Source organism: Tepidimonas sp. HKU77, assembly GCF_049728535.1.
GTDB lineage: Bacteria > Pseudomonadota > Gammaproteobacteria > Burkholderiales > Burkholderiaceae_C > Tepidimonas.
In genome coordinates, this window is the sequence record NZ_CP187300.1 from 1,618,827 (window position 1) to 1,644,273 (window position 25,447).

The window sequence follows — 25,447 nt, forward strand, 5'->3', positions numbered from 1 at the left end:
CATCGACGGCGACCAACCCACAGGCGAGGCGATGGCGCAGTTGCGACAGCGAGGCTACGCCGACCAATACCGCGCCGACGGCCGCCCCATCTGGTGGCTGGGCGTGGCGTTCAGCAGCGCCACGCGCCATGTGGTGGGGTGGGACGTTCAGCCCGCCCCCTTGCTTTCGATTTACCCACCCACTGAAAACCCATCTTTGCACCGGAGAATCTCATGAGCGTGCGTGACTGGAAAATTGGTGTTCGCTTGGGCGCGGGCTTTGGCGTCGTGTTGGCACTGCTGGTGGCCGTCTGGGCCGCTGCGCAGTGGAGTGAGCGAGCAGTGCTGACTCATACGGAGCGCGCGATGTTTGCGGGAAAAGTGGCGCTTTCGGCGGAGAAATGGTCGGCTATCACCCGTACCCAAATCAACCGTACCGAGGCTGCCATTCGTTTTGGTGACAATCCTGAGATCCTCAATTACTTTCAGCAGCAAATCCAAGCCACGCGGGCGCAGGTCGATGAAATCGAAAAAACCCTGTCGGGGCGGGTCAAGGAGCTCGACGACGCCGAGGTTTCGCAGCAACTCGAGCGCGTGGCGACGTTGCGCCAGGCGCAGATTGCGGCACGCGACGAAGCGCTCGCTGCCGTCAAAGCCGGCGACATGGCCCGGGCGAAAGAGCTCCTCGAGGGCCGCTACAAGGCGGGCGCGCAGACCTACATCGACGCGCAACAGCGCTTGACCGATACGCTGGTGGCGCTGGCCGATCGGCTCAACGCGCAGGCTCAAGTGATCGCCCAACGAGTGCAGTGGGTCATGCTGGGGGTGGTCTTGGCGGCGCTGGCCGTGGGCGTTGGGGTGGCTGTGGCGCTCACGCGCGGTATCACCCGTCCGCTCGCCGAGGCCATTGATGTGGCCCAGGCCATCGCCCAGGGCGACCTCGCGCGCCGCATCCCGGGTGCGCGTGGCGACGAAGTGGGGCAGCTGCTCAAGGCACTGTCGGCCATGCAGCACGCCCTGGTCACGGCCATCCAACGCATCCGCACGAGTGCCGATCAAGTGGCCAGCGCCAGCGCCGAAATCGCGCAGGGCAACCAGGACCTCTCGGCGCGCACCGAAAGTGCGGCCGCGAGCCTGGAGCAAACCACCGCCAGCACCCAGCACCTGACCGAGACCGTGCGCCACAGTGCCGAAGCCGCCCGCACCGCCAACCAACTCGCCGCGCAAGCCGCGCAAGTCGCGCGCGACGGCGGGCAGACCGTGGCGCAAGCGGTGCAGTCGATGAAAGCCATCGAGTCGAGCAGCCAAAAAATCGCCGACATCACCAACGTCATCGACGGCATTGCGTTTCAGACCAATATCCTCGCGCTCAACGCGGCGGTGGAGGCCGCGCGTGCCGGTGAGGCGGGCCGCGGCTTTGCCGTGGTCGCCGGTGAAGTGCGCTCGCTGGCGCAACGCAGCGCCGAGGCAGCCAAGCAAATCAAAGCCCTGATCGACGAGAGTGTCGCCACTGTGCGCACCGGCAGCACGCAAGTCGACAGCGCGGGCCAGACGATGGAGCAAATCGTGCAATCCATCCAGCGCGTGGCCGACATGATTGCTGAAGTCACGGCGGCCGCCAACGAGCAAAGCGACAGCATCGCGCAAGTCAACGCGGCGTTGGGACAACTCGATCAAACCACACAGCAAAACGCCGCCCTCGTCGAAGAGGCGGCGGCTGCCGCCCAGAGCCTGCGCCAGCAAGCGGCCGAGCTGCAGCAGGTGGTCAGTCAGTTCCGCACCGGGCAGGGCGATGGGATGGTGTTGGCACCGGCACCCACGCCGCGGGCGGCCGTCCCGCCCGCGCCCGCTCCCGCCCTGGCCGCGCGGCGCGAGCCGCGGCTGGCCGCGCCCAGCGCTGCTGCGGCAGCCAAGCCCGCGGGTGCTGTGGCGCCTGCTGCCAGCGCGCGCAAGACAGCCTCCAAACCTGCAGCAGCACCCAGCGCCAAACCCACCCCGGCCGCGCTGACCAGCCCGCGCCCCGCGCCCGCGCCGTCCAAGCCAGCGTCCGACGCCGAAGGGGAGTGGGAGAGCTTTTGAACACGCGGCTGCACGCCTCGTTTCCGCCAGGATGCCCGTCGCTTGAATAACCCATGCCGCACGCTGGCCTGATGAAATCCCTATCGCCCAAAGCGGTTTCCATAGAGCAGTTGCCATGATCGACTTCTCCAGCACGCTGCCCGGTCTATCGGGTTTGCCCTCGGCAGACCCGGTGGCCAGTGGCCGCCTGTCGGTCGCGGCGCTGCTGGACCATTTGCAGCACGCGCTGGTGGTGCTGGACGTCGAGGGGCGCGTCGTGGGCCACAACCATTGCGCACGAGAGATGCTGGAGCTGCCGCTGACGCTGCTGCAGAAGCAGCCGCTCATCGACGACGTGGTGCGCTGGCAGATCAAGCGAGGTGACCTGCGCGGCGATGCGCAGCGGTTGGTGGAGCGGGTCTGGTACCACCTGCGCCGCGTGCAAGAGACGGGGCAGCCCCACATCTACACCTACACCACCGCCGGTGGTCGTACGTTGCAGGGCACGACGATCGCTGTGCCTGGTGGCGGTTGGGTGCGCACTTATGTGGACGTGACGCGGCACGCGCAGGCCGCGAACTTCTTGCGCGAGAGTGAGGAGCGCTTCCGCAGCCTGACCGAGCTGTCCGCCGACTGGTACTGGGAGTGGGATGCCGAGGGGCGTTATACGCGGTTGGAGGGGCGACTGATTCGAGAAACCTCGACCGCCGAGATGTTTCTGGGCCGCTGCGCCTGGGATGTGCCCGCGCTCAACCGCCCCACGGCGCGCGAATGGCGTCCGCTCATCGAGGCGTTCGAGCAGCGCCGGGTGTTTCGCCGCTTCGAGATCCAGCGCCGCTTGCAGGACGGGCGCGTGGTGTGGTTTTCCATCAGCGGCATGCCGGTCTACGACGCGCAAGGTCGCTTTGCCGGCTACCGTGGCGTCGGGCGCGACGTCACGCGGCGCAAGGCGGACCAAGCCACCATCGAGCGCCTCGCCTTCTACGACAGCCTGACCGGCCTGTACAACCGCCGCTCGTTTCAGGACAAGCTGACCCAGGCGCAAGCGGCCAGCGCGCGCAGCGGCCAGTGGGCGGCGCTGTGCTTCATCGATCTGGACAATTTCAAAGACATCAACGACGCCTTTGGGCATGGGGTGGGCGACCAGTTGCTGCAGACGGTGGCCAAGCGCCTGCGCGAGGCGGTGCGCGAGGAAGATACGATCGCACGCCTGGGCGGCGACGAATTCGTCGTGCTGCTGGAGGATTTGGACCGCGAGGAGGAGCAAGCGGCGTGGCGCGCCCAACACGTGGCCGAAAAAATTCGCGTCGCGCTCGAGCGTCCGGTGATGTTGGACGGACACGAGGTGCAGTCCACGCCCAGCATCGGCATCACGGTATTTCGTGGCCGCAGCGACGCGGTGGAGGACATCCTGGGCCGCGCCGACTTGGCGATGTACCACTCGAAAGCTGCCGGACGCAATGCGGTGCGCTTCTTCGATCCGGCGATGCAAGAGGCGGTGCTGGCCCGCGCCACCCTGCAGCGCGAGTTGCGCCACGGCCTGCGCGATGGCGAGCTGCGCCTGTATGGGCAGCCGATCGTCGATGACAAAGCCCAGGTCGTGGGTTACGAGGCTCTGTTGCGCTGGCAACACCCCCTGCGCGGCATGGTGTCGCCAGCGGAGTTCATTCCGGTGGCCGAGCAAAGCGGCTTGATTTTGCCCATGGGTCAGTGGGTGCTGCGACAGGCCTGCGCGCACCTGGCGGCGTGGGCACGCGATCCGCAACGCGCGCACTGGACGATGGCGGTCAACCTGAGTGCGCGCCAGTTACGCCAGCCCGACTTCGTGCAGTCCGTGCAGACCGCGCTGGCCGAGACGGGCGCCAACCCCAGCCGCCTGAAGCTGGAGCTGACCGAGAGCCTGCTGCTGCACGATGTGGAAGACACCATCGTCAAAATGGCAGCGCTCAGCGCCATGGGGGTGCAGTTTGCGCTCGACGACTTTGGCACTGGGTACTCGTCGCTGGCGTACCTCAAGCGCCTGCCGCTGGACCAGCTCAAGATCGACCGCACCTTCGTGCGCGACATCCTGGACGACCCCAACGACGCGGCGATCGCACGCACCATTTTGCAACTGGCCAACAGCCTGGAGCTCAGCGTCGTGGCGGAGGGTGTGGAGACGGTGGCCCAGTTCGAGACGCTGCGCGCCATGGGCTGTCGGCTCTTTCAGGGCTACCATTTCGGTCGGCCCACCGCTTTGTGAGACACACCCACACCATGAACGCCCGCCTGCCCGACCCGACCCCGCTGCTCGACCCCGTGGCCGTGCGTCAACGCGTCGATGCGCGCTGGCAGCACGACATCCTGCCCGCGCTGCAGCGCTACATCGAGGTGCCCGCCAAGTCGCCGATGTTCGACCCGGAGTGGGCCGTCCATGGCCATCTGGAGACCGTGCTGCGCCAGGCCGCCGAATGGGTGACCCGCCAGCCGGTGCAGGGGTTGACGCTCGAGATCGTGCGTCTGCAACGCCCCGACGGCAGTCCCCGCACCCCGGTGCTGCTGTTCGAGGTGCCCGCGCGCGCTGGCGTCGGCGGCACGCCCGCACCGGCCAGCGGACAGACGGTGCTGATGTATGGTCACTTGGACAAGCAGCCCGAGTTCAGCGGTTGGCGCACTGGTCTGGGGCCGTGGACTCCACGCCTGATCGATGACCGCCTCTACGGCCGCGGGGGCGCCGACGACGGTTATGCGGTGTATGCCGCACTGGCGGCGATCGAGGCGCTGCAGGCGTCGGGCCGGGCGCATCCGCGCATCGTGGGGCTGATCGAAACCGGCGAAGAAAGCGGCTCGCCCGACCTGCTGCCCACCATCGATGCGCTGCGGTCGCGCCTGGGCGATGTGGGTCTGGTGATCTGCCTGGACAGCGGCGCGGGCAATTACGATCAGCTCTGGCTGACCACCAGCCTGCGCGGCATGATCAGCGGTGTGCTCAGGGCCGAGATCTTGACCGAAGGCGTGCACTCTGGCGATGCGTCGGGTGTGGTGCCGTCGAGCTTTCGCATCCTGCGCCATGTGCTGGACCGACTGGAAGACAGCGCCACGGGTCGCCTGCTGCCCGCCGTGTTCCACTGCGAGATCCCGGCCGAGCGCATCGCGCAGGCGCGCGAGACGGCGGCCATCCTGGGCGACGCGGTGTGGAAGCGCTTCCCCTGGGCACACCACGACTGTGGCGGCAGCACCGTCTTTGCCCTGCCCACCACCACCGACCCCGTGGAGGCACTGCTCAACCGCACCTGGCGTCCCACCCTGTCGGTGACCGGGGCCGAAGGGCTGCCGGCGCTGCGTGACGCGGGCAATGTGCTGCGGCCGTATACCGCGTTCAAGCTTAGCCTGCGCCTGCCCCCGCTGGTGGACGCCGCACAGGCGGTGCAGCAGCTCAAGGCGCTGCTGGAAGACAATGCGCCCTACCAGGCGCGCGTGACCTTCGAGCCCGAAGGGGCCGCCAACGGCTGGAACGCCCCGGCCACCGCGCCTTGGTTCGAGCAGGCGCTGCATGCCGCCAGCCAGGCGCACTTCGGCGCGCCCTGTGGCACCATCGGCCAGGGCGGCACCATTCCGCTCATGAACATGCTCAGCGCGGGTTTTCCGCGGGCGCAGATGATGGTGTGCGGGGTTTTGGGGCCGCAGAGTAACGCACACGGCCCCAATGAATTTTTGCACGTTCCCTATGCGCGGCGGCTGACGGCGGCGGTGGCCGAGGTGATCGCACGCCTGCCTTGATGCACACGGGTCATGCGCCTTGTGCCGGCTCGCTGGCGCGCACCCGTTGCCGAGCGGCCAGCGCCAGCAATGACAATGCCGTGATCGATACCGGAACCAGCGAGCCCACGTTGAGCCACCACCAGCCCTGTGTGGTCACGAGCGCCCCCGAGGCGAACGCCGTCACCGCCATCGTGGCGAAGACACCGAAATTGATGACCGCCTGCGCGCGGTCTTTTTCTTCGGGCCGATAGGCCTGCATGGCCAGCGTCGTGCTGCCGGTGAACAGAAAGTTCCAGCCCACCCCCAACAGAAATAACGCGACGGTAAAGTGGTGCAGGTCTTGCCCAGACAGGGCGATTGCAATGCACGCGGCGTTGAGCAACACGCCCACCCCCATGATCGTGATGGCACCAAAGCGTCGGATCAGATGCCCGGTGAAAAAGCCAGGTGCGAACATGCCGATCACGTGCCACTCCAGCACGAAAGCGGCGTCGGCAAACGGCATGCCGCAGGTCTGCATGGCCAGTGGCGTGGCGGCCATGAGCAGGTTCATCACGCCATAGCCCAAGGCTGCGCCGACGAAGGCGACGGCAAACGTCGGTTGGCGCAGCAATTCGAGCACGGAGCGGCCAGCGCGGGCCGTCCCGGGCGCCGGTGGCGGATCGGCTGGAAAGCGGATGCCCGCCATGACCACCATCGAGACCAGCGCCACCGCGGCCAGGGCCAGATACGCCCCCAGGAACGGGGTGGCCAACCAATCGCGCGCGTGATTGGCCAGATTGGGGCCGGCGATCGCCCCCAATAAGCCGCCAGCGAGCACCAGTGAGACGGCTTTTTCGCGCTCGGCCGGGGCGGCCAGTTCTCCGGCGGCAAAACGGTAGAGCTGGCCGTTGGCGCTGTAGTAGCCCGCGACGACCGTCGCCGCGACCAATAACCAGAAGTTCCCGTGCGCCACCGCCCACGCGGCCAGCAGTGCCGAGGCGAAGGCCACCGCCAGCCCCATTTGAAACGCCATCTGCCGTCCCCAGCGCGCCTGCGAGCGCGCCACCAGCCCGGTCGACAGCGCCCCCCCTACCACATAGCCCATCACGGGCAGCGTCGCCATCCAGCCCACGGGGGCCAGGCTCAGGCCCACCAGCCCGTTGATGGCGATGAAGACGACGTTGTTGGTCAGGAACAAGCCTTGCGCGATGGCCAGCAACCACAGGTGACGGTTCATGGAACTGGGTTATAACGGATCCGGTCTCGGGTTGTGGGCGGCGCGCGCGACTTTCTACAATCGCAGCATCGCCGCTGGCGCGGATGCCCATGATGGGGCCCCGCTGCGTCCCTTTCTTTTCTTGGGTAAGCCATGGTTCCCCACCTCGTCACCGCACTCACTGGCCCGATCAACGAGCTGGAGCAGCGCATCCTCGAGTCCACTCCCGTCATCGAGCGCTGGTTCCGGCTCGAGTGGATGGAACACACGCCGCCGTTCTACACCTCGGTGGACATTCGCAACGCGGGCTTCAAGCTGGCGCCGGTGGATACCAATTTGTTCCCGGGGGGGTGGAACAACCTGACCAACGAGATGCTGCCGCTGGCCGTGCAGGCCGCGATGGCGGCGATCGAAAAAATCTGCCCCGAGGCCAAAAACCTGCTGCTGGTGCCTGAAAACCACACGCGCAACACGTTTTACTTGATGAACGTGGCGCAGTTGCAGCGCATTTTCTATTCGGCAGGGCTCAACGTGCGCATCGGTTCGCTCAACCCGGAAATCAAAGAACCCACCGAGCTCCCGCTGCCCAATGGCGAGCGGCTGCTGCTCGAGCCCATCGTGCGCGAGGGACGGCGCATCGGCTTGAAGCACTTCGACCCCTGCACCATCCTGCTCAACAACGACTTGAGCGCGGGCGTACCGGGTATTTTGGAGGACTTGCATGAGCAGTACGTGCTACCGCCGCTGCATGCAGGCTGGCACGTGCGGCGCAAGAGCAACCACTTCCGCTGCTACGAGGAGGTGGCCAAGCGCTTCGGCAAGCTCGTGGGTATCGACCCCTGGCTGATCAACCCCATGTTCGCGCAATGCGGGCAGGTCAATTTTGCCGAAGGCTCCGGCTTCGAGTGCCTGCAGGGCAACGTCGACGCCCTACTGACCAAAATTCGCCGCAAATACAAGGAGTACGGCATCCAAGAGCGGCCGTTCGTCGTGGTCAAGGCCGACAACGGCACCTACGGCATGGGCGTGATGATGGTGCGCGATGCCGCCGAGCTGGCGAGCCTGAACCGGCGCACCAAAAACAAGATGAACGTCATCAAGGACGGCCAGCAGGTCAGCGACGTCATCATCCAAGAGGGGGTGATGACCCACGAGCAGATCAACGACGCCGTGGCCGAGCCCGTGGTGTACATGATGGACCGCTACGTGGTCGGGGGCTTTTATCGCGTGCACGCCGAGCGTGGGGTGGATGAAAACCTCAATGCCCCGGGCGCCAGCTTCGTACCATTGGCGTTCGAGAAAAGCGCCCTGCAACCACAGCCCGGCTCGCCGCCGGGGGCGAGCGTGCCCAACCGTTTTTACATGTACGGCGTGGTGGCGCGGCTGGCCATGCTGGCCGCCGCCTACGAGCTCGAAGCCACCGACCCCGAGGCCGAGCAGTATGACTGAGGCGCCAGCGAAGCCTTCCCTGCGGCGGGTGTTGGTGGTGGCCGACCCGCTGCACACCTTCGTTACCTACAAAGACAGCACGTACGCGATGATGCGCGAGTTGGCGCGCCGCGGTGTGGCGCTGGCCGCGTGCGAGCCGGCGCACCTGCACTGGCGCAGCGGCGAACCCGTCACCGCCTGGGTGCGTGAAGTGACGCTGACCGACGATCCGCACGCTTGGTTTGCGGTACGGCGCCAAGGGCGCGAGCCGCTGCACGCGTTCGACGCCGTGCTGATGCGCAAAGACCCGCCGTTCGACGCCGAGTATTTTTACGCCACCCACCTGCTGCAGCAGGCCGAGCGCGAGGGCGCGCGCGTCTTCAACCGGCCCGCCGCGCTGCGCGACCACCCGGAAAAGCTGGCCGTCATGGAGTTTGCCCCGTGGGCGCCGTCCACGCTGGTGACGCGCAGTGCCGAGGCCATCCGCGCTTTCCATGCCGAGCATCGCGACATCATCCTCAAGCCCCTCGATGGCATGGGAGGGCGTGGCATCTTTCGTGTCGGGCCGGATGGCATGAACCTGGGGGTGGTGGTCGAGACGCTGACGGCACACGGCCACACCACCATCATGGTGCAGCGCTACCTGCCGCAGATCGCGCACGGGGACAAGCGCATCTTGCTCATCGGTGGCGAGCCCGTGCCCTACTGCTTGGCGCGCATCCCGCAAGCCGGCGAGGTGCGCGGCAACCTGGCCGCCGGTGGCCGCGGTGAGGCGCGGCCGCTGAGCGACGCCGACTGGGCCATTGCCCGCGCCGTCGGCCCCACGCTGGCCGCGCGCGGTCTGCTGCTGGTGGGGCTGGACGTGATCGGGGAGTGGATCACGGAAATCAATGTCACCAGCCCGACGTGCTTTCAGGAAATCACCCAGCAGACGGGTTACGACGTCGCCGGACGCTTCGTCGATGCGCTGCAGGACGCGGTGGGCGCTGCGGCGCGGGCATGAGTCGCCACCAGTTGGCTCGCTGGGCATTCTGGGCATTGGCGACGGCGATCACGGTGCTGTCGCTGACGCCCGTGGAGCACTTGCCGCCGCAGGTGTTCGATTGGTGGGATAAAGCGCAGCACGCGCTGGGCTTTGCGCTATTGACCATCACCGCGCGGCTGGCGTACCCGGCTGCACCTGGAAACTCGCTGTGGGTTGGCCTGTTGCTGCAGGGGGCGGCCATCGAGCTGGCCCAAGCCGCCAGTGGCTGGCGCCACGGTGATGTCGCTGACTGGATCGCGGACGCCGTCGGCGTCGGAATCGGGTGGATCTTGCTGGCTGCCGCGCAGCGCCGCGCTCAGTGAACCGATAAGCGCGATGACTACGGCGTCGAGCCCCGCTCGGGCCGCAGAGCCCGCGCCAGCGGGCGTCGCAGCGCCTTCTACAATGCCGCCATGAACTTCACCGAGATGCTGCTGCGCGCCGAACGGGCGCATCGATCGCGCTTGTGCGTCGGGTTGGACCCGGACCCGACTCGGTTGCCTGGGCGCTGGGCGGGGCGCGTCGAGCATTTGTACGATTTTTGCGCGGCCATCGTCGATGCCACCGCCGATTTGGTGTGCGCCTACAAGCCGCAGATCGCCTACTTCGCCGCGCACGGGGCCGAGGATCAGCTCGAGCGTCTGATGGCCCACATCCGCGTCGTGGCGCCCGACGTGCCCATCATCCTGGACGCCAAACGGGGCGACATCGGCAGCACCGCCCAGCAGTACGCCAAGGAGGCCTTCGAGCGTTACGGGGCCGATGCCGTCACGCTGTCGCCGTTCATGGGGTTCGATTCGGTCGAGCCCTACTTGCAATACCCGGGCAAAGGCGTGTTTCTGCTGTGCCGCACCAGCAATCCCGGTGGCGACGATTTGCAGGCGCGCCGCTTGGCCGACGTGCCTGGGCAGCCGCTGTTGTATGAGCACATCGCGGCGCTGGCGCAGGGGCCGTGGAACCGCCACGGTCAGATGGGGTTGGTGGTGGGCGCCACCTACCCGCAAGAGATCGAGCGCGTGCGCGCCATCGCCCCCACGGTGCCGCTGCTCATCCCCGGCGTCGGCGCCCAGGGGGGCGACGCCGCCACCACCGTGCGCGCAGGCTGGCGCGGTGACGCTGCAGGCCACACCACCGGGCCAGTGATCGTCAATTCGTCGCGCGCTATCCTGTACGCCAGCACAGGCGACGACTTTGCCACGGCGGCGCGAGCCGAGGCCGAGCGCACGCGGGCGGCGCTGTGGGTGTGATTGGGGCAGGGGCACCGAAGTATTCATGCCCGATGGCCGGGCGATACCAGCGACGGCGGTCGAAGGCGAGTTTGCCACCCAGTTTCAATCCGCGCCCGGCCGTTGGGCCGGGCGATACTCACGCGCTCGGCCGGCGCCGGCGGCGTGAAGTCGTTTCAATCCGCGCCCGGCCGTTGGGCCGGGCGATACGCGGCCACGATCTGCGCGCGCGTCAGATCCACGCGGTTTCAATCCGCGCCCGGCCGTTGGGCCGGGCGATACTGCGCGAAGAGATCCGGGTCGTAGCCGGTGATCGTGTTTCAATCCGCGCCCGGCCGTTGGGCCGGGCGATACCTGCTGGTGATTGGGTGGCAGTGCAGAACAGCAGCGGTTTCAATCCGCGCCCGGCCGTTGGGCCGGGCGATACGATCGATATGGACGCTTTGAAGACCAGGTTTTTGTTTCAATCCGCGCCCGGCCGTTGGGCCGGGCGATACTCGACCAAGCAGATTCTTCGGGCACGGAAATTTTGTTTCAATCCGCGCCCGGCCGTTGGGCCGGGCGATACGGTAAAGCTTGTCGGCAAACCACCCGCGAGTGGGCATGTTTCAATCCGCGCCCGGCCGTTGGGCCGGGCGATACCCTGCTGGCAGCATCACCTGCTGGCAGCATCAAGCGTTTCAATCCGCGCCCGGCCGTTGGGCCGGGCGATACTCAACACCCATTGGCCGACCTTAGGCGGGTTGTTTTGTTTCAATCCGCGCCCGGCCGTTGGGCCGGGCGATACCAGCGCAGCCGCGTGAGTTTCACCGAACTTGGCGGTTTCAATCCGCGCCCGGCCGTTGGGCCGGGCGATACTCGCTCGACCGAATCGATCAGTTCACGAGTAACGGGTTTCAATCCGCGCCCGGCCGTTGGGCCGGGCGATACGGTGTTGTGCGAACACTGCAAGATTCCGTATGGAGTTTCAATCCGCGCCCGGCCGTTGGGCCGGGCGATACTCGGCAGCACCATGGCGTTGCGCAGCACCTCGATGTTTCAATCCGCGCCCGGCCGTTGGGCCGGGCGATACCGATGCCCCGCGCCGAAGCGCGGGGCAGGAATACGTTTCAATCCGCGCCCGGCCGTTGGGCCGGGCGATACCTCAGAGATGGGGGTGGGTTGCGCTTCGGAATCCGTTTCAATCCGCGCCCGGCCGTTGGGCCGGGCGATACCGCTGCGCCGGCGACAGTGCGCGCCATGCGCGCGAAGTTTCAATCCGCGCCCGGCCGTTGGGCCGGGCGATACTGTCGGCGGCGTAGTCGGCCACCAGGTGCGAGCGGTTTCAATCCGCGCCCGGCCGTTGGGCCGGGCGATACGTGGGCGATGCCACCATCAAGGGCAGCGAGACGGGTTTCAATCCGCGCCCGGCCGTTGGGCCGGGCGATACACGGGATGCCGCGCAGCTGCTCGGCGCGCTCCACCTTGTTTCAATCCGCGCCCGGCCGTTGGGCCGGGCGATACTGGGCGACGGCGCCGGGTTGACGGCGCTACACTGGTTTCAATCCGCGCCCGGCCGTTGGGCCGGGCGATACCGTCAGTGCGCTGGTGCAAATCGCGGCAGCGCCAGGCTACACTGGTTTCAATCCGCGCCCGGCCGTTGGGCCGGGCGATACGCCATCTGCAGCCAGTCGCGGAACACCGGCTCCATGTTTCAATCCGCGCCCGGCCGTTGGGCCGGGCGATACCAGAGGTGCGGCATGGCGGCTCGGCTGGATGAGCGATGTTTCAATCCGCGCCCGGCCGTTGGGCCGGGCGATACGCCCCTTGCCCAGGGGCGTGGGCTCGGTCTTGGCATAGTTTCAATCCGCGCCCGGCCGTTGGGCCGGGCGATACATGCGGATGCGGTAGCTCGTGGTGGCCGCAGGCTTGTTTCAATCCGCGCCCGGCCGTTGGGCCGGGCGATACTCCGCAATCGCAACCTGTTGTTTTGATTGAGGAGAAAACGCAGTCTGCGCGAAGCAGGACTTTCGCACAGATCCTCCTCTGCTCCAATAGCTTATCTTGGTGTCCATGTTTTTATAGAACAAGGACTTACGGCGTGCGCGAAGCTGCCGAGCTTTGTCCGTCACTGGCGGTACGCGCGTCATACGACCAGGGGCCCTTCAAAATCCACGGAACGGTATACGCCGTACTCTTTGACCCGCACCTCCACCGGTTCGGTGATGCGGTAGAAGCGCAGGTTGTCTTGCTGCTCGTCAATCTCGGCCAGCAGGGCGCGCTCCAGCGCCTCGTATTGTATGTCGTTGACCTGGCACTCAAAGACCGATTTCTGTACCCGTTGGCCCATGCTCTCGCAGACCTTGGCGACCCGGCGCAGACGCCTGCGGCCGGCGGCGGTTTCGGTGGAGACGTCGTACGTGACGATGATAAGCATGGCTATGTCTACTTCGTCAGGTAAGGCAGGTAACCAGGCATATCCCCTCGGATGGCGCGCGCGAGCAGCCTGGCCTGAACGAGGGGTAGGAGACCGATTGGCATCTTTGCGTCAAGTAGTGGGTGCGTGACCTCTTCCTTTTTGCGCTCCTGCCAAGCGGCGACGACCAGCCGGCGCCCCCTGTCTCCCAGCAAAACCGCGCCACCTTCTCGAGTTTCAAAGTCGTCCGCATTCAATTGCCCCCGGTTGATGAGGGTGAGGGCGAGTCGGTCGGCCAGAAAGGCGCGGAATTCTTCCTGCAAGTCCAGGGCCAGGGCGGCCCGTCCAGGCCGGACGGCATGCAGGTAGCCCAATTGTGGGTCGAGGCCCACGCTCTCCAAGGCCGAGCGGCAGTCGTTCATGAGCAGGGCGTAGAGGAAGGAGAGCAGGGCGTTGAAGCGGTCCAGGGGTGGGCGCCGGGTGCGACCATTGAGGGTGAAAGTCTGCCGCGCCTGGGGTTTGACGACAAGGTTCAATGCGGCGAAATAGCCGCGCGCTGCTTCGCCCTCGATGCCCCGCAGTTCGTCCAGGCTGGTGGCACCGGCAGCGGCACGGAGCGACGCCGCTAGGTTGTCGGCGGCGCGGGTGAGCGGAGCGGCTTCGTCCGGGTCGGCGGATTCCCGTGCGCCCCGTTGCAGGATGGTACGGCTGTTTTTCAACTTGCCGGCCACACAGGCGCGGGCAAGTTCCAGGGTGGCCTTTGAATCATTGGCGGCCCGGTGCTGGGCCTGCCGCAGCAGGATGTTGCCAGACACGGGGCCTTCGAGGCGGGCTTTGAAACGGCCGTGTTCGTCCAGCAGGACCAAGCTCTTGCCTTCGTCGCCAAGCCGGTGCATCAGGGCGGGGGAGATCATCACGTTGCCGAACGTGACCAAGCCCGCGAGGTGGTGCAGCGGCACTTGGAGGCGCTTCTCCCGTTCCACGTCGATGCGCACGGTCCCGTTTTCCAAGTGCACATAGGACTGCGGCGTCATCACATAGAGGGTGTTGAGCAGGGTATACAAGGTTAGTCCTCCACCCGAAACAGGTCCTGGCGCTGGCGCTGCTGCCGGTCCGTGTTGGCCAGGGCCTCGGGTTGGCAGATTTCCTTCAGCGAGCATTCCCGGCAACGCGCGTCGTTAGCTGGCGCGGGCAGTCGAGCCGAGGCCAGCATGGCGCGGATGGCGGTGGCGGTTTCCTCCACCCGTCGGCGCAGTTCGGGGGTCACGGTCACCTCTCGCCGCCGGCGGCTGCTGGCGTGATAAATGGCCCCTTTGGGCACCGGGCGGCCGAGCATTTCTTCAAGGCACATCGCTTGGGCGGCGAGCTGGATGTCGTCGTGGATCTTTTGGCGCTTGCGGCCGTGCTTGAACTCCACCGGGAAGACGGTGCCGTCCGGGTGGAATTCCACCAGGTCGGCCTTGCCAATGAGGTTCAAGCGATCCGACCATAAGGGCAGGGCGCGTTCCACCTTCACGCCGGCCTTCATCTCATCGCCGGGCTCGTCCACCAGATGATGCACCGCTTGGCCACGGGCGGTATGGAGGTTGTCCTCGAAGACTTGCTCCAGATGGATTAGGCCGCACTGGCGCGGGCAGTAGGCCCAGTGCTGCAGGGCGGAGAGGGGGATGGGGTCGTCCGTGGCTTTCACCGCTCGTCAGCCGAGCAGGCGCTGCAGCAACTCGTCGCGCGTCATGCCGTGATGCGCCGCCACGCCTTCGAGGATCGCCGCGAGGGTGCCGATGCGCAGCGGGTCGTGGTTGGGGATGGTGAGGTGATGCTCGCCACGGACCCGGCTGGTCAGGCGGATGTGGCTGCCGCTTTGGCGCGTGATCTCGTAGCCGAGTCGGCCGAGTCGCTTGACCAAGTCCGCGCCAGACAGATCACGCGGAATCCTCATGCCGCCAGCACTTCCTCGCGGGTGATGTGCAGACGGATCAATGTGGGCAGCTGGCCCTCATCGAAGTGGCATCGCACGGCATCCCGCACCTGGGCGTGCAAGTCCTCGATGCTGTCCGCCTCGGTGTAAATGTCCGCACCCACGGCGCGGGCAATGAAACCGCCTTCGGGGGCTTCTTCGACGATGAAGTGGATTTCGGTCATGGGCTGGGCTCCGGTCAAACCTTGCGCAGCAGTGTAACGCCGGGAGGCATGTCTGTCTCGTTCACCTGCACCTCGTAGTCCATGAAATCGCGCGCGACTTCGACGCCATCCTTGCGCTTGATCTGGATCCGCTCGAACAGGGCGTGGGCGGGCGCATTGCCCAGCGCGCTTTCGTGCTTGAACACAAAAAGGCCGCGTGTGGCCATCTCGCCGCGGGCGGCAGAGCGGTCGTGTTCGAACATCTGGCCGAGGGCCTGCCAGAGCAGGTTCAGGTCGTCGTCGGAGAAACCGGTTTGTTTGGCAAGGAAGGCTGACACAAAGCCATGGGCCATGTAAAGGCCGTAGGGGACCGTGTGCTTGCGGCCCATCGTGCGATTGTCACCGTCCTGTTTCTCGGCCAAGGCTTCGGTGGCGACAGCCATACGGGTGATGGAATGCTCCTGGGTGATGATCGGATCGATGGAGCGGGCGAAGGTCAGTTGCACCGGCCCGCGTACCTGGCCGCAGTTGACGCCGGTGGACATGACCGCGCCAAAGGTGCGCACGTCGTAAAAATTGCGGCACATCCAGGCGCGGGCGTCGTCCACGGCCTCACCGCCTTTGCGCTTTTTGTCGTCGCCGGCCAGCAGGTCTTCGCGCCCGATGCCAACGTAAGCGCGTTTGTGCTGGTTGTTGAGGATGGCTTTCTCCTTCACGTAGATCTCGTAAGGCGGCGTCTCCCCTTTCACCAGTCCGACGAAGTTTCGCACCTTGCGTTTCAGGGCCACATCGGTGACGAGGCCATGGCCGGTTTCAGCGTCCAGTCGGGGCAGGTTGCCGGCGTCGGGGTCGCCGTTGGGGTTGCCGTCGCGCACATCAAACAAAAGAACGAAGTCGTAGCGGTGGTTCAGGCTCATGGCAAGGTCTCCTTATCAGTCAGCGGTTTCCGTGGCGGTTTCGGGTTTGGTGTAGAGGGCTTGGCGCTGGTGGTAGTAACCGATCGCAAAGCGACCTTGATCGCGCAGGCCAAGCTGTCGAGGAAAGTCGGCCAGACCTTCCATGATCTCGCCGATCAGCCTCTCCATCTGCACGGCGCGGCCTTTGTGGAGCTTGCCGAGGTGATGGTTCTTGAGGCGAAGCAAAGTCGTGAACACCGACACCGGCGTGCTGGAGGCTGCGCCGTAATAGCGGTCGCGGATGGTCGCATTGACGCCCGGACTGGATTCCTCCTGAATCTTCTCCAGGACGGCGAACAGCCGCCCCAGGCGATAGGCCGGGTTGGGATTGGCGGTATCGAGCATAGCTAGGAACTCCCTTTCCTGATGGGGCTGGATTCGGTTGCAATGGCGGATCATGCGGTTGAGACTCGCCTTGATCGCCGCGGCGCGGGGGTAGGTGACTTCTTGCTCAGCCCGGCAGCGCTGCACGGCGGCGTTGAGCCAGGAGGCGGGGTAGGGTAGCCCCTCCAGGATGGCGCGCATGATCTCACCGCCGAGGTTGGGTGGGATGTTGTCGGCCTTGCCCTGCACGGCACAGGCTGCAAGCAGGCGAAACAGCGATAGATGCTCCGGCTCACGCGCGGCATGGGCGATGCGGAGGTCCTCGAAATGCTGTTGGATGCGTTGGGCCAGATCCATGGCCGGCGCTGTTTCCCAAAACCGAATGGCGATGCGCGCGGCATTGGGCGCCAGGCCCAGGACATGGAAGCGGGCCTGAGCATCGCCAAGCGTGAACTTGCCCGTTTGTACGGCGGCATAGAGGGCTTTCAAGGCGTCCGTGCCACGGTTTGGGTCGTCCCTAGGGGGTTCGCCGAACAAATCCGGCAGGGCTGATTCCAGATCGTGAGGTTCTTCGGCCCAGAAGACGGTCGAAGTGTCGCCAACCTGAACCCGCTGTTTGGAGGTCAATAGGTGTCAGGTCCCGGACGATTACGTGGTTTGAAGATGAAAAGATCGGGGCGTTGAGCGTACCACTTTTTCAAGGCCTCCAGAGGTGTTATGTGTCCGATTGCCTTCTGGGGTAAATGATGGTTGTACAGCCAAACATAACGGGTCAAGGTAGTCTCGAGGTCCTCGGCGCTGTTGAAGTGATGGGTGGCAAGGACCTCGGCAATACGGCCGTTGAAGCGTTCGACCATGCCATTGGTCTGAGGGTGTCTGGGCTTGGTGAGGCGATGCTCGATGCCAAGGGCCTGGCAGAGCTGATCGAACTCGTGCTTCCCGGACGGTGCGCGCGCGCCTGAGGCGAAGAGGCGATCCGTGAACTCCTTGCCGTTGTCGGTGAGGATGTGCGTGATTCTGACCGGGCAGGTCTTGTGCAAGGCCTTCAGGAAGCTTCTGGCCGCGGCTGCGGTCTTGTTTGGCTTAATCTGGATGAAGACCCAACGGGTGGCGCGGTCAATGGCGACGAAGAGATAACGCCTCTGATGTTCGTCGGGCATCTGCGGCAGGTACTTGACGTCGATGTGCAGGTAGCCCGGCATGTAGGTCTTGAATGGCTTGGAAGCAGGCGCATCCTTGGCTTCACTGGGCAGTTGGGATAGGCCATGGCGCTTGAGCAGACGATACAGCCCAGAACGTGAGGCCCGGGGGTTGATGAACTCCCGTGTGACCACCAGCAGATCGTCAAGGGGTAGCTGGAGGGTCTTGCGCAGCTCCACCACCAAAAGCTCCTGCGCCGGGGTGAGCGTCGTCTGCAAACGATGCGCGGTATGCGGGCGATCTTCCACAAAGTCCCGACGCTTCCAGCGGCGGATGGTGTCTTCGGATACGCCCAACTCGGCTGCCAAGGCCGCAACCGACAAGGACGAGGACTGGATGTAGGCGCGGGTGGCGGGGGTTGTGGTGGCGTTTTTGTGTAGGCGAATAATCATGGTTGAGCGCTCCGGAGGTTGTCGATCAGCTCTCGCATCACTGCGCGACTAACGAAGAGTGCACGACGCGAAGGATCTATGCAATCGTCCGGAACCCTACAAATAGGTAATTCAGTGCGGTTGTGTAGGCGAAGGATGCGCTTTGACTGATGGGTGCATTCTCCCCATTGCGTTCGCGTTTGCCATATGACTCGAATGCCCGTGCATTGAAGGAAACGATGTTGCATCCGGCCGGTTGCCCACCCCATACGCCTTTGATGACGGATTCATTCGGCGCCAGCGGCACGTTGGTGCTGCCGGTTACTAGGCAGGTGCCTCGCAGCGGGCTGCCAGAGCGTGCTTTGGATAGCGCAGCTTCATAGGCCGCTCTCACTGCGGGCCGGGCATGAACGTATTCGATGTCGGAGACAAGACGGAAAACCAGGACCGGGTCGCGCTTCTCGAAGGCTTCCTGGAGTTGGAAACGTTCGATGAGGGCGGTTACGGAATCAGGGTTGCTTTGGATGTGGCCACAGAATTGCAAGACGGCTTGAATACCCTGATCGTGGACTGTTCCCAGCCAGTCGCGAAGGGTAGCAATGAAGCTGGCCAATTTCCCTTGGCCCTTGTTGCCCGTACCGAGAACGAAGCTGGCATTGTCCCAAAGAAGGTTGGCATCGACACCGCTGTTGGTATGTTTCATCGCTTGCTTGCCGATGGCTGGCACGAGCAAGTCACGGGGGACGGTCTTGCCTTTCTTCAGTTCGCCGATGGATTCGATATTGATGCACTGGCCCTGGTCATCCAATACCAGGACGTAGTCGACACCACGTCGCACCCAGCCTTCGCGGGGCATATCTTCGGAACGCTCGTAATAGCGGCTCAGCGCTTGCAGAATCATCCCCGCACCTCCTCGCTGTCCCAGGCCGGCACTTCGATGACGCCGTTTTGTAGCTTTGCGCGGAAGATGCGGGGCTGCGGGTCATAGGGTTTGCTGAAGTCCAGGTCGTAGAGCATGAAACCAAGGTCGCGCGTCTCCGGAATGGGGGGTGGTTCGACCGACAAGTCGGTCACCAGCCGGAAAGCGGCGGCAAACTCGCGGCAGCCCAGATAAGGCTGGTTTACGCATTGCCCCTTGCCGGCCCGGCGTTCAAACATCTCGTGATATTTGGTGCAGCTGGCCTCGGGATCGCGCTCCGGTATGAATTCCATCTCGGCATGTACGCGGTAGGCGACGTCGCGCAGAAAGAGGCCGGCGCGTTGCTGGCGGTCGTCCTCAATGAAGAGCGCGAGGTTGCCCGTGCCGCTTTTCATGGCGGTTTCCACGTTGCGGGTGGAAACGATCGACGCGACTTCGTTTCGGCGCAGGTTGATCCAGCGGATGGGCTTCAGCACTTCGATCTTGCGGATGTGCCAACGGATAGCCGGTTTCCACAGGATGGCCTCGAAGCAGGCCCGGGCGGCGGAAGGGGTCATCACGTCGTAGCTGACGCGCTCAACTTTCATCTCGGGGCGAGTGAAGCAGGCCCAGGGGCCGGAGAGTTCAAGGCAATAGCGTTTCATGGCCATCCCTTATACGATAGTTTGGCCTGCGGCAGGCGAAGGATCGTCGAGCATGAGACCTAACACCGGATGATATATCCAGTCGCTCGTCTGCAAAAACAGGCAAGGCAAGATTTCCTCGACGACGCTTTGTTTGAGTAATTGTAGCGCTGCCCGCCGGTGAATGCGGACGGTGTAGCGTTGCAGTTTGCGCATCAGCCAGCGTTCCGGGCCGTTGGTGCGGAGGCTACTGATCAGGCGGTCAACCGTCGTGTCTGCGCCATCTAGCCCTCGGTAGAGAACGATGATCGGCACGCTGTCCTCATCGTCGATGAGCCGAAAGCGCTCCGCAGCGGTGCGGAAGTTAACAGCGAGGCTGCGGCCGTCCACCTTGAGCAGATCCGCGATTCCTTTGGCATCCAGGTCGCAAGCGTGGTAGAGTCGCTCGAAGTATGAAGAAAATCGATGGCGATCCAGTGGATCGCCGCAGTGGCCGTGCAGAGTGCTGATGGTGGCATCCACGCCTTTGCGGATGAGATCAGGCAATCGGGCTGCAGGCGGCACAAACACCCACACCTCGCCCGAGGCCAATCGGCCCTCACGGTTGCATCGCCCAGCCGCCTGGGCAATGGAATCGAGCCCAGCCACTGCGCGATAGACCACGGGAAAATCGATGTCCACCCCTGCCTCTACCAGTTGAGTGCTAACCACGCGGGTATGGATGCCATGCTGCAGCCGGGTTTTGACGTCGCGGATGACCTGCGCACGGTGTGCGCCGCACATCAGCGCGGAGAGGTGCAGGGTGCCTTCGGGCATCTGTCCATGCAGCTCGCGAGCCTGTAGACGCGTATTGACAATGGCAAGCACACTGTCGTGCCGCGCCAGTCGCTCGGCCAGCTCCGGCCAAGTGGTGGGCATGTTCCAGTCGTTGGGTAGGTGCACCGCCACGCGCTTGAGCTGGCGATACAGCGCGCCCGGGTCGGCGATGATCTCGCGCACGTTGTCCAACCCGCGCAGGTTCTGGCACGTGTCGAAATATTCGCGTGTGGAAAGGGCGGGTTGGGTGGCCGTGGACAGGACCACGCTCACGCCGTAGTGGCGGCTCAGCAGGTTGAGCACATCCAAAATGGGTTGCAGGAATTCGGGCGGCAGGAGCTGGGCCTCGTCGAGCACCACCACGCTGTCCACAATGTTGTGCAGCTTCCGGCAACGTGAGGGTTTCGCGGCAAACAGGGATTCGAAGAACTGGACGTTGGTGGTCACGACTATAGGCGCGTCCCAGTTCTCGCAAGCCAGACGGCTGCGGGCACTTTCTTGGTCGGGATCGACCTCGGCGTTGCTGTGGTGCTCGATGACTGCATCGCCAAAGATGGCGCGGAAGATGTCGGCCGTCTGCTCGATGATGCTGGTGTAGGGGATGGCGTAGATTACCCGACGTTTGCCGTGGCGCTTGGCGTGCTCCAGAGCAAAGGCCATGCTGGAGAGAGTCTTGCCGCCCCCGGTAGGGACGGTCAATGAAAAAAGGCCCGGCGCCTCGGCGGCCTTGGCCCGACATTCGGCCAGGATCGCTGCACGCAGGCTGTTGACCGGGGTGTGTTCAGCGCTGCCCGCCAGATCGGCCATGTGGCGATCGAAGCAATCCAGCAATTCGGCTATGGTTGGCCATCCGCTTCGCTGGTGGGCCTTTTCAGTGTCCATATAGGACTCGGTGTCGAGGAAATCGGCATCCACTAGGCAGGAGAAGAGCAGGCGCAACCACAAGGCGAATCCGGCGCTGCCACCAGGGACGGTACGCAAATCCGGCATGAAAGCCCCGTGATTAAGGATGTTGTCGGGTGGTTGAGCGGCCAAGGCTTCGTTCAACTCGTCCCTGGCCTGTTGACTGGCCAGTCTAACTTCCAGTCCGCCATGCCAATCGTCCAGGCCGGCATGGTGACCGGCAATCAGATAAGCCAGCACGCGGCCGGCTTCTTTGAATCGGTCACAGGCTAACAAGGCGCCAGCACTGGAATGGGTCACCCGACCGCTGCCGCCCTCGATGTGCGCGTCTACCTCGAAGCCGCTCGCTTGACCGATGTAGCGCTGGAAGCGGGGCCGATATTTACCCAAGTCGTGCCACAGTCCGGCCAGCCTCGCCCACTCCTCCCCGCCGAATCGTCGCGCATGGCCGGCCGCCAGCGCTGCCACGCAGACCAAATGCTCAGCAAGGTCATGCGGTTCCCGCCAGGTACCGTCTGCTGTCCGGCAAGCGTGAGCGATCGGTTTGCCGTCGGTCATCAGCTGCGCCTCCCTACACGCAAATAATCGAGCTCATTCCCGAATGAAGCGAACGCGCGTCCCTGCCAGTGCGATGACGTCGCCGTCGTTCAAGCGGGCGCCCTCGGGTCGCAGGGGCTGGTCGTTGAGGGTGACGGACTGGGCGCCAACGGTCTGGCGCAGCGTGTAGGTGGTGCCTTCGCGCACGATGCTTGCCACGGCCACGCCGGGCTTGCCGATGGTGGTGACGGGTTTGATCAGCACCAGCGTGCGTCCTTGCGCCGGGCCTTCGAGTACCTCCAGCCGGGCGGGTGTCGCCGTCACGGGGGGCGCGGATATGGTGGTCGGGGGGGAGGGAGCCGCGGGGGTGGCGGGCGGTGCGTCACCCTCGCCGGAAATCACCCGCAATTGGTAGCGGGCGATTTCCACGACGTCATCCGGCCCGACGTCGGCGGACACCACGGCGCGCCCATTGACGTAGGTGCCGTTGGTGCTGTTGAGGTCCAGCACCTGCACGCGGCCGTCGGGTTGCAGCACGAAGACGGCATGTTCGCCGCTGACGCCGAGGTGTTCGATCACGAGGTCGTTGTACGGGCGACGCCCAACTGTGGTGCGGATCTGGGTCAGCGGCACGCGTTGCAGTTCGCGCCCGTCCAGACTGATGGTGAGCATGGGCATGGTCTACGCTCCGGACTCGGCTCGAGGGGGGCAGTGGATCAGGGCGACGGTGATGTTGTCACGGCCGCCCGCGGCATTGGCGGCGGCGACCAACGCCCGGGCGGCGGCGTCCGAGGCGCCCGTGTGGCGCAGGATGCGGGCGATCTCGGCATCCGTCAACATGTCGGTCAGGCCGTCGGAGCACAGCAGGTAAGTGTCGCCCGCTTGCACCGCATGCTCGGCCAGGTCGATGTCCACCCACGGCGCCACGCCGATGGCGCGTGTGACCAGGTTGCGGTAGCCGGTCAGGCGCGCGCCGCTGGCCGGCAGTAGCCCGGCGTCCACGTGGTCCTGTACCAGGGTGTGGTCGCGTGTCAGTTGCGCGAGCAGCCCCTGTCGCAGCCGGTACAGGCGCGAGTCGCCGACATGCGCGACGATCAATTGGCCGTCGCGCCAGCCCGCCACCACGACCGTCGTGGCCATGCCGCGCAGCGCGGGGTGGGTGCGTGCTTCTTCGTAGACGCGCCGGTTGGCCTGGCGGATGGCCTGCAGCAGCGCGCGGTGTGGATCGTCGTGCCACAGTGCGGCGTGCTCGCGCAGCGACTGCACGACCGTCTCGCAGCACAGGCGACTGGCCACCTCGCCGGCGTTGTAGCCGCCCATGCCGTCGGCCAGCACGCCCACCCCCAGTGTGGTGTCGATGAGGACGGTATCTTCGTTGTTGGGGCGCAGGCGCCCCACGTCGGTGGCAGCGGCGAATTGGATGGACATGGGGCAGGGCGAGGTGGCACGCCCAGCCAGTGTAGCGCCGCCCGTGCGGTCAGAGCAGGCTCTTGAGCAGCTTGCCCATCTCAGACGGGTTGCGCGTGACCTTGAAGCCGCACTCTTCCATGATGGCGAGCTTGGCCTCGGCCGTGTCGGCCCCGCCCGAGATGAGTGCGCCCGCATGGCCCATGCGCTTGCCCGGCGGCGCGGTGACGCCAGCGATGAAGCCGACGACGGGCTTTTTCATGTGCTCCTTGCACCAGCGCGCGGCCTCGGCCTCGTCCGGCCCCCCGATTTCGCCGATCATGATCACGGCGTCGGTGTCGGGGTCGTCATTGAACATCTTCATGACGTCGATGTGCTTGAGACCGTTGATCGGGTCGCCACCGATGCCGACCGCCGAGCTCTGGCCCAGACCCAGCTCGGTCAGTTGCGCCACCGCTTCGTAGGTGAGCGTGCCCGAGCGCGAGACCACACCGACGCGCCCCTTGCGATGGATGTGGCCCGGCATGATGCCGATCTTGATCTCGCCGGGCGTGATCAGGCCCGGGCAGTTCGGGCCCAGCAGCAGGGTTTCCTTGCCGCCTTCGGCGACCTTGCGCTTCATCTTGTTGCGCACCATCAGCATGTCACGCACGGGGATGCCCTCGGTGATGCAGATCACCAGGTCGAGGTCGGCCTCGACAGCCTCCCAGATGGCATCGGCCGCGCCTGCGGGCGGCACGTAGATGACGCTGACCGTGGCGCCCGTGGCCTCCTTGGCCTCGCGCACGCTGGCATAGATGGGGATGTCGAAAATCTTCTCACCGGCCTTCTTCGGGTTGACGCCGGCCACGAAGCAGTTTTTGCCGTTGGCGTATTCCTGGCACTTTTCGGTGTGGAACTGGCCCGTCTTGCCGGTGATGCCCTGGGTGATGACCTTGGTGTCTTTGTTGATCAGGATGGACATGGTGTGCTTTCCTCTCGGCCACGGACGGCGTTAGCGACCGGCGACGGCGGCCACCACCTTCTGGGCAGCCTCGGCCATGGTGTCGGCGCTGATGATGGGCAGGCCAGAGTCGGCCAACATCTGTTTGCCCAGGTCTTCGTTGGTGCCTTTCATACGCACCACCAGCGGCACGTTCAAATTGACCGCGCGGCAGGCGGTGATGACGCCGGTGGCGATCACGTCGCAGCGCATGATGCCGCCGAAAATGTTGACCAGGATGGCCTTGACGTTCGGGTTTTTGAGCATGATCTTGAACGCCTCGGTCACCTTCTCGGCCGTGGCGCCGCCGCCGACGTCGAGGAAGTTGGCCGGCTCACCACCGAAGAGTTTGATGGTGTCCATGGTGGCCATAGCCAGACCCGCCCCGTTGACCAGGCAGCCGATGTTGCCATCCAGGCTGATGTAGGCGAGGTCGTATTTGCTCGCTTCGATTTCGGCCGGGTCTTCTTCGTCCAAATCGCGCAGGGCCACGATCTCGGGGTGGCGGAACAGCGCGTTGCTGTCGAAATTGAACTTGGCGTCCAGCGCGATCAGGTGGCCCTTGGAGTCGCGGTTGAGCGGGTTGATCTCGAGCAGCGAGGCGTCGGTCTCCATGTAACAGCGGTACAGGTTCTGAAACAGTGTGACTGCTTCATCGACGGTGTGGCCGCTCATCCCGATGCCCTCGGCCAGCTCGCGCGCCTGGGCCTCGGTCAGGCCCACCAGCGGGTCAACGAAGATCTTGACGATCTTCTCTGGCGTGTGGGCGGCGACTTCCTCGATGTCCATGCCGCCTTCGCTGGAGGCGATGAGGGCCACTTTTTGCGTGGCGCGGTCGGTCACGACCGAGACGTAGAACTCTTTGCCGATGTCGGCACCTTCTTCGATGTACAGGCGCCGCACCTTCTGGCCCTGTGGGCCGGTCTGGTGGGTGACCAGTTGCATGCCCAGCATGCGGCCCGCGAGTTCACGTACCTCGTCGATGCTGCGCGCCAACTTGACGCCGCCGCCCTTGCCGCGGCCACCGGCGTGGATCTGCGCCTTGACGACCCAGACCGGGCCGCCGAGCTTTTGCGCGGCTTCCACCGCTTCTTGCACCGTGAAGGCCGGGATGCCGCGCGGCACCGGCACGCCGAACTGACGCAAGATTTCCTTGCCTTGGTACTCGTGGATCTTCATGTGGTTCCTGTCTGAAGTGGCGTCTGACGGGAGGTCCGCCGGGCGGCAGCTCGGGTGCGA

At 65.1% G+C, this 25,447-nt stretch carries 24 protein-coding genes and 1 CRISPR repeat array; of the genes, 8 read left to right on the forward strand and 16 right to left on the reverse strand.

Annotated features, from left to right (window positions below; all coding sequences use genetic code 11):
- Position 1: 1 nt before the first annotated feature.
- The 4 genes from ACPP3B_RS07775 (at position 2) to ACPP3B_RS07790 (ending at position 5,796) form a co-directional block, all read left to right on the forward strand.
- A complete protein-coding gene (locus ACPP3B_RS07775; RefSeq protein WP_424860167.1) occupies positions 2-217 on the forward strand; it encodes a hypothetical protein in 216 nt (71 codons plus the stop codon).
- Entirely contained in the window at positions 214-2,058 is a 1,845-nt protein-coding gene (locus ACPP3B_RS07780; protein ID WP_424858637.1) for a methyl-accepting chemotaxis protein, read from the forward strand. The genes ACPP3B_RS07775 and ACPP3B_RS07780 overlap by 4 nt, the downstream gene beginning before the upstream one ends.
- Positions 2,059-2,173: 115 nt before the next feature.
- Positions 2,174-4,279, forward strand: a complete 2,106-nt coding sequence (locus ACPP3B_RS07785) for a putative bifunctional diguanylate cyclase/phosphodiesterase (protein ID WP_424858638.1) — start codon at positions 2,174-2,176, stop codon at positions 4,277-4,279.
- A gap of 14 nt (positions 4,280-4,293) precedes the next feature.
- Positions 4,294-5,796, forward strand: a complete 1,503-nt coding sequence (locus ACPP3B_RS07790) for a M20/M25/M40 family metallo-hydrolase (protein ID WP_424858639.1) — start codon at positions 4,294-4,296, stop codon at positions 5,794-5,796.
- 10 nt (positions 5,797-5,806) lie between these two features.
- On the opposite strand, the gene ACPP3B_RS07795 is transcribed toward ACPP3B_RS07790, so the two are convergent.
- A complete protein-coding gene (locus tag ACPP3B_RS07795) occupies positions 5,807-6,997 on the reverse strand; it encodes an MFS transporter (RefSeq protein WP_424858640.1) in 1,191 nt (396 codons plus the stop codon).
- A 132-nt stretch (positions 6,998-7,129) separates the two neighbouring features.
- On the opposite strand from ACPP3B_RS07795, the gene gshA reads away from it, so the two are divergent.
- The 4 genes from gshA (at position 7,130) to pyrF (ending at position 10,675) form a co-directional block, all read left to right on the forward strand.
- The gene (gene gshA, locus ACPP3B_RS07800; RefSeq protein WP_424858641.1) at positions 7,130-8,425 is read left to right on the forward strand and encodes a glutamate--cysteine ligase; all 1,296 of its coding nucleotides are present in this window, start codon (positions 7,130-7,132) and stop codon (positions 8,423-8,425) included.
- Positions 8,418-9,407, forward strand: a complete 990-nt coding sequence (gshB, locus tag ACPP3B_RS07805; RefSeq protein WP_424858642.1) for a glutathione synthase — start codon at positions 8,418-8,420, stop codon at positions 9,405-9,407. The genes gshA and gshB overlap by 8 nt, the downstream gene beginning before the upstream one ends.
- Positions 9,404-9,751 (forward strand): VanZ family protein, encoded by a 348-nt coding sequence (locus tag ACPP3B_RS07810; protein ID WP_299018734.1) that lies wholly within the window; start codon positions 9,404-9,406, stop codon positions 9,749-9,751. The genes gshB and ACPP3B_RS07810 overlap by 4 nt, the downstream gene beginning before the upstream one ends.
- Before the next feature lie 90 nt (positions 9,752-9,841).
- Positions 9,842-10,675, forward strand: a complete 834-nt coding sequence (gene pyrF / locus ACPP3B_RS07815; protein ID WP_299018733.1) for an orotidine-5'-phosphate decarboxylase — start codon at positions 9,842-9,844, stop codon at positions 10,673-10,675.
- 81 nt (positions 10,676-10,756) lie between these two features.
- Positions 10,757-12,601: a CRISPR direct-repeat array (repeat unit 37 nt; unit sequence GTTTCAATCCGCGCCCGGCCGTTGGGCCGGGCGATAC).
- 178 nt (positions 12,602-12,779) lie between these two features.
- Here the strand turns inward: pyrF and cas2 are convergent.
- From cas2 to sucC, 15 genes are all read right to left on the reverse strand, one after another.
- Positions 12,780-13,070, reverse strand: coding sequence for a CRISPR-associated endonuclease Cas2 (gene cas2 / locus ACPP3B_RS07820; protein ID WP_068607008.1), 291 nt, complete (start codon positions 13,068-13,070; stop codon positions 12,780-12,782).
- Between the two features lie 8 nt (positions 13,071-13,078).
- The gene (cas1c, locus tag ACPP3B_RS07825; RefSeq protein WP_156682228.1) at positions 13,079-14,113 is read right to left on the reverse strand and encodes a type I-C CRISPR-associated endonuclease Cas1c; all 1,035 of its coding nucleotides are present in this window, start codon (positions 14,111-14,113) and stop codon (positions 13,079-13,081) included.
- 2 nt (positions 14,114-14,115) lie between these two features.
- Positions 14,116-14,739, reverse strand: coding sequence for a CRISPR-associated protein Cas4 (gene cas4, locus ACPP3B_RS07830; protein WP_068607006.1), 624 nt, complete (start codon positions 14,737-14,739; stop codon positions 14,116-14,118).
- 6 nt (positions 14,740-14,745) lie between these two features.
- Positions 14,746-14,988: a type II toxin-antitoxin system HicA family toxin gene (locus ACPP3B_RS07835; protein ID WP_068607004.1), complete on the reverse strand. Its 243-nt coding sequence runs from the start codon at positions 14,986-14,988 to the stop codon at positions 14,746-14,748.
- The gene (locus ACPP3B_RS07840) at positions 14,985-15,191 is read right to left on the reverse strand and encodes a 2-oxoisovalerate dehydrogenase (RefSeq protein WP_068607002.1); all 207 of its coding nucleotides are present in this window, start codon (positions 15,189-15,191) and stop codon (positions 14,985-14,987) included. Before ACPP3B_RS07840 ends, ACPP3B_RS07835 begins: the two co-directional genes overlap by 4 nt.
- Before the next feature lie 14 nt (positions 15,192-15,205).
- On the reverse strand, positions 15,206-16,087 hold the full coding sequence (cas7c, locus tag ACPP3B_RS07845) for a type I-C CRISPR-associated protein Cas7/Csd2 (protein ID WP_068607000.1): 882 nt from the start codon (positions 16,085-16,087) through the stop codon (positions 15,206-15,208).
- 15 nt (positions 16,088-16,102) lie between these two features.
- Complete coding sequence (cas8c, locus tag ACPP3B_RS07850; RefSeq protein ID WP_424858643.1) at positions 16,103-17,077, reverse strand: type I-C CRISPR-associated protein Cas8c/Csd1; 975 nt, start codon at positions 17,075-17,077, stop codon at positions 16,103-16,105.
- Positions 17,074-18,042: an IS481 family transposase gene (locus ACPP3B_RS07855; protein WP_424858644.1), complete on the reverse strand. Its 969-nt coding sequence runs from the start codon at positions 18,040-18,042 to the stop codon at positions 17,074-17,076. The genes cas8c and ACPP3B_RS07855 overlap by 4 nt, the downstream gene beginning before the upstream one ends.
- Positions 18,043-18,118: 76 nt before the next feature.
- Positions 18,119-18,922: a type I-C CRISPR-associated protein Cas8c/Csd1 gene (locus tag ACPP3B_RS07860; RefSeq protein ID WP_424858645.1), complete on the reverse strand. Its 804-nt coding sequence runs from the start codon at positions 18,920-18,922 to the stop codon at positions 18,119-18,121.
- Positions 18,919-19,584: a type I-C CRISPR-associated protein Cas5c gene (cas5c, locus tag ACPP3B_RS07865; RefSeq protein ID WP_068607099.1), complete on the reverse strand. Its 666-nt coding sequence runs from the start codon at positions 19,582-19,584 to the stop codon at positions 18,919-18,921. Before cas5c ends, ACPP3B_RS07860 begins: the two co-directional genes overlap by 4 nt.
- A 9-nt stretch (positions 19,585-19,593) precedes the next feature.
- Entirely contained in the window at positions 19,594-21,840 is a 2,247-nt protein-coding gene (locus ACPP3B_RS07870) for a CRISPR-associated helicase/endonuclease Cas3 (protein WP_068606996.1), read from the reverse strand.
- Positions 21,841-21,873: 33 nt separating this feature from the next.
- A complete protein-coding gene (locus ACPP3B_RS07875) occupies positions 21,874-22,497 on the reverse strand; it encodes an FHA domain-containing protein (protein ID WP_424858646.1) in 624 nt (207 codons plus the stop codon).
- A gap of 3 nt (positions 22,498-22,500) precedes the next feature.
- Complete coding sequence (locus ACPP3B_RS07880; protein ID WP_424858647.1) at positions 22,501-23,247, reverse strand: Stp1/IreP family PP2C-type Ser/Thr phosphatase; 747 nt, start codon at positions 23,245-23,247, stop codon at positions 22,501-22,503.
- Positions 23,248-23,296: 49 nt separating this feature from the next.
- Positions 23,297-24,190, reverse strand: a complete 894-nt coding sequence (sucD, locus tag ACPP3B_RS07885) for a succinate--CoA ligase subunit alpha (protein WP_424858648.1) — start codon at positions 24,188-24,190, stop codon at positions 23,297-23,299.
- A gap of 30 nt (positions 24,191-24,220) precedes the next feature.
- Positions 24,221-25,387 carry an ADP-forming succinate--CoA ligase subunit beta gene (gene sucC / locus ACPP3B_RS07890; RefSeq protein ID WP_424858649.1) on the reverse strand — a complete coding sequence of 389 codons (1,167 nt, stop codon included), beginning with the start codon at positions 25,385-25,387 and terminating at the stop codon, positions 24,221-24,223.
- Positions 25,388-25,447: the final 60 nt, after the last annotated feature.

What these genes read in the sequence shown, in the direction of transcription:
- ACPP3B_RS07780 (WP_424858637.1), top strand. Translation starts at nt 214, where the DNA reads ATGAGCGTGCGTGACTGGAAAATTGGTGTTCGCTTGGGCGCGGGCTTT.
- ACPP3B_RS07785 (WP_424858638.1), top strand. Translation starts at nt 2,174, where the DNA reads ATGATCGACTTCTCCAGCACGCTGCCCGGTCTATCGGGTTTGCCCTCG.
- ACPP3B_RS07790 (WP_424858639.1), top strand. Translation starts at nt 4,294, where the DNA reads ATGAACGCCCGCCTGCCCGACCCGACCCCGCTGCTCGACCCCGTGGCC.
- ACPP3B_RS07795 (WP_424858640.1), bottom strand. Translation starts at nt 6,997, where the DNA reads ATGAACCGTCACCTGTGGTTGCTGGCCATCGCGCAAGGCTTGTTCCTG.
- gshA (WP_424858641.1), top strand. Translation starts at nt 7,130, where the DNA reads ATGGTTCCCCACCTCGTCACCGCACTCACTGGCCCGATCAACGAGCTG.
- gshB (WP_424858642.1), top strand. Translation starts at nt 8,418, where the DNA reads ATGACTGAGGCGCCAGCGAAGCCTTCCCTGCGGCGGGTGTTGGTGGTG.
- ACPP3B_RS07810 (WP_299018734.1), top strand. Translation starts at nt 9,404, where the DNA reads ATGAGTCGCCACCAGTTGGCTCGCTGGGCATTCTGGGCATTGGCGACG.
- pyrF (WP_299018733.1), top strand. Translation starts at nt 9,842, where the DNA reads ATGAACTTCACCGAGATGCTGCTGCGCGCCGAACGGGCGCATCGATCG.
- cas2 (WP_068607008.1), bottom strand. Translation starts at nt 13,070, where the DNA reads ATGCTTATCATCGTCACGTACGACGTCTCCACCGAAACCGCCGCCGGC.
- ACPP3B_RS07835 (WP_068607004.1), bottom strand. Translation starts at nt 14,988, where the DNA reads ATGAGGATTCCGCGTGATCTGTCTGGCGCGGACTTGGTCAAGCGACTC.
- ACPP3B_RS07840 (WP_068607002.1), bottom strand. Translation starts at nt 15,191, where the DNA reads ATGACCGAAATCCACTTCATCGTCGAAGAAGCCCCCGAAGGCGGTTTC.
- cas7c (WP_068607000.1), bottom strand. Translation starts at nt 16,087, where the DNA reads ATGAGCCTGAACCACCGCTACGACTTCGTTCTTTTGTTTGATGTGCGC.
- ACPP3B_RS07855 (WP_424858644.1), bottom strand. Translation starts at nt 18,042, where the DNA reads ATGATTATTCGCCTACACAAAAACGCCACCACAACCCCCGCCACCCGC.
- ACPP3B_RS07860 (WP_424858645.1), bottom strand. Translation starts at nt 18,922, where the DNA reads ATGATTCTGCAAGCGCTGAGCCGCTATTACGAGCGTTCCGAAGATATG.
- cas5c (WP_068607099.1), bottom strand. Translation starts at nt 19,584, where the DNA reads ATGAAACGCTATTGCCTTGAACTCTCCGGCCCCTGGGCCTGCTTCACT.
- ACPP3B_RS07870 (WP_068606996.1), bottom strand. Translation starts at nt 21,840, where the DNA reads ATGACCGACGGCAAACCGATCGCTCACGCTTGCCGGACAGCAGACGGT.
- ACPP3B_RS07875 (WP_424858646.1), bottom strand. Translation starts at nt 22,497, where the DNA reads ATGCCCATGCTCACCATCAGTCTGGACGGGCGCGAACTGCAACGCGTG.
- ACPP3B_RS07880 (WP_424858647.1), bottom strand. Translation starts at nt 23,247, where the DNA reads ATGTCCATCCAATTCGCCGCTGCCACCGACGTGGGGCGCCTGCGCCCC.
- sucD (WP_424858648.1), bottom strand. Translation starts at nt 24,190, where the DNA reads ATGTCCATCCTGATCAACAAAGACACCAAGGTCATCACCCAGGGCATC.
- sucC (WP_424858649.1), bottom strand. Translation starts at nt 25,387, where the DNA reads ATGAAGATCCACGAGTACCAAGGCAAGGAAATCTTGCGTCAGTTCGGC.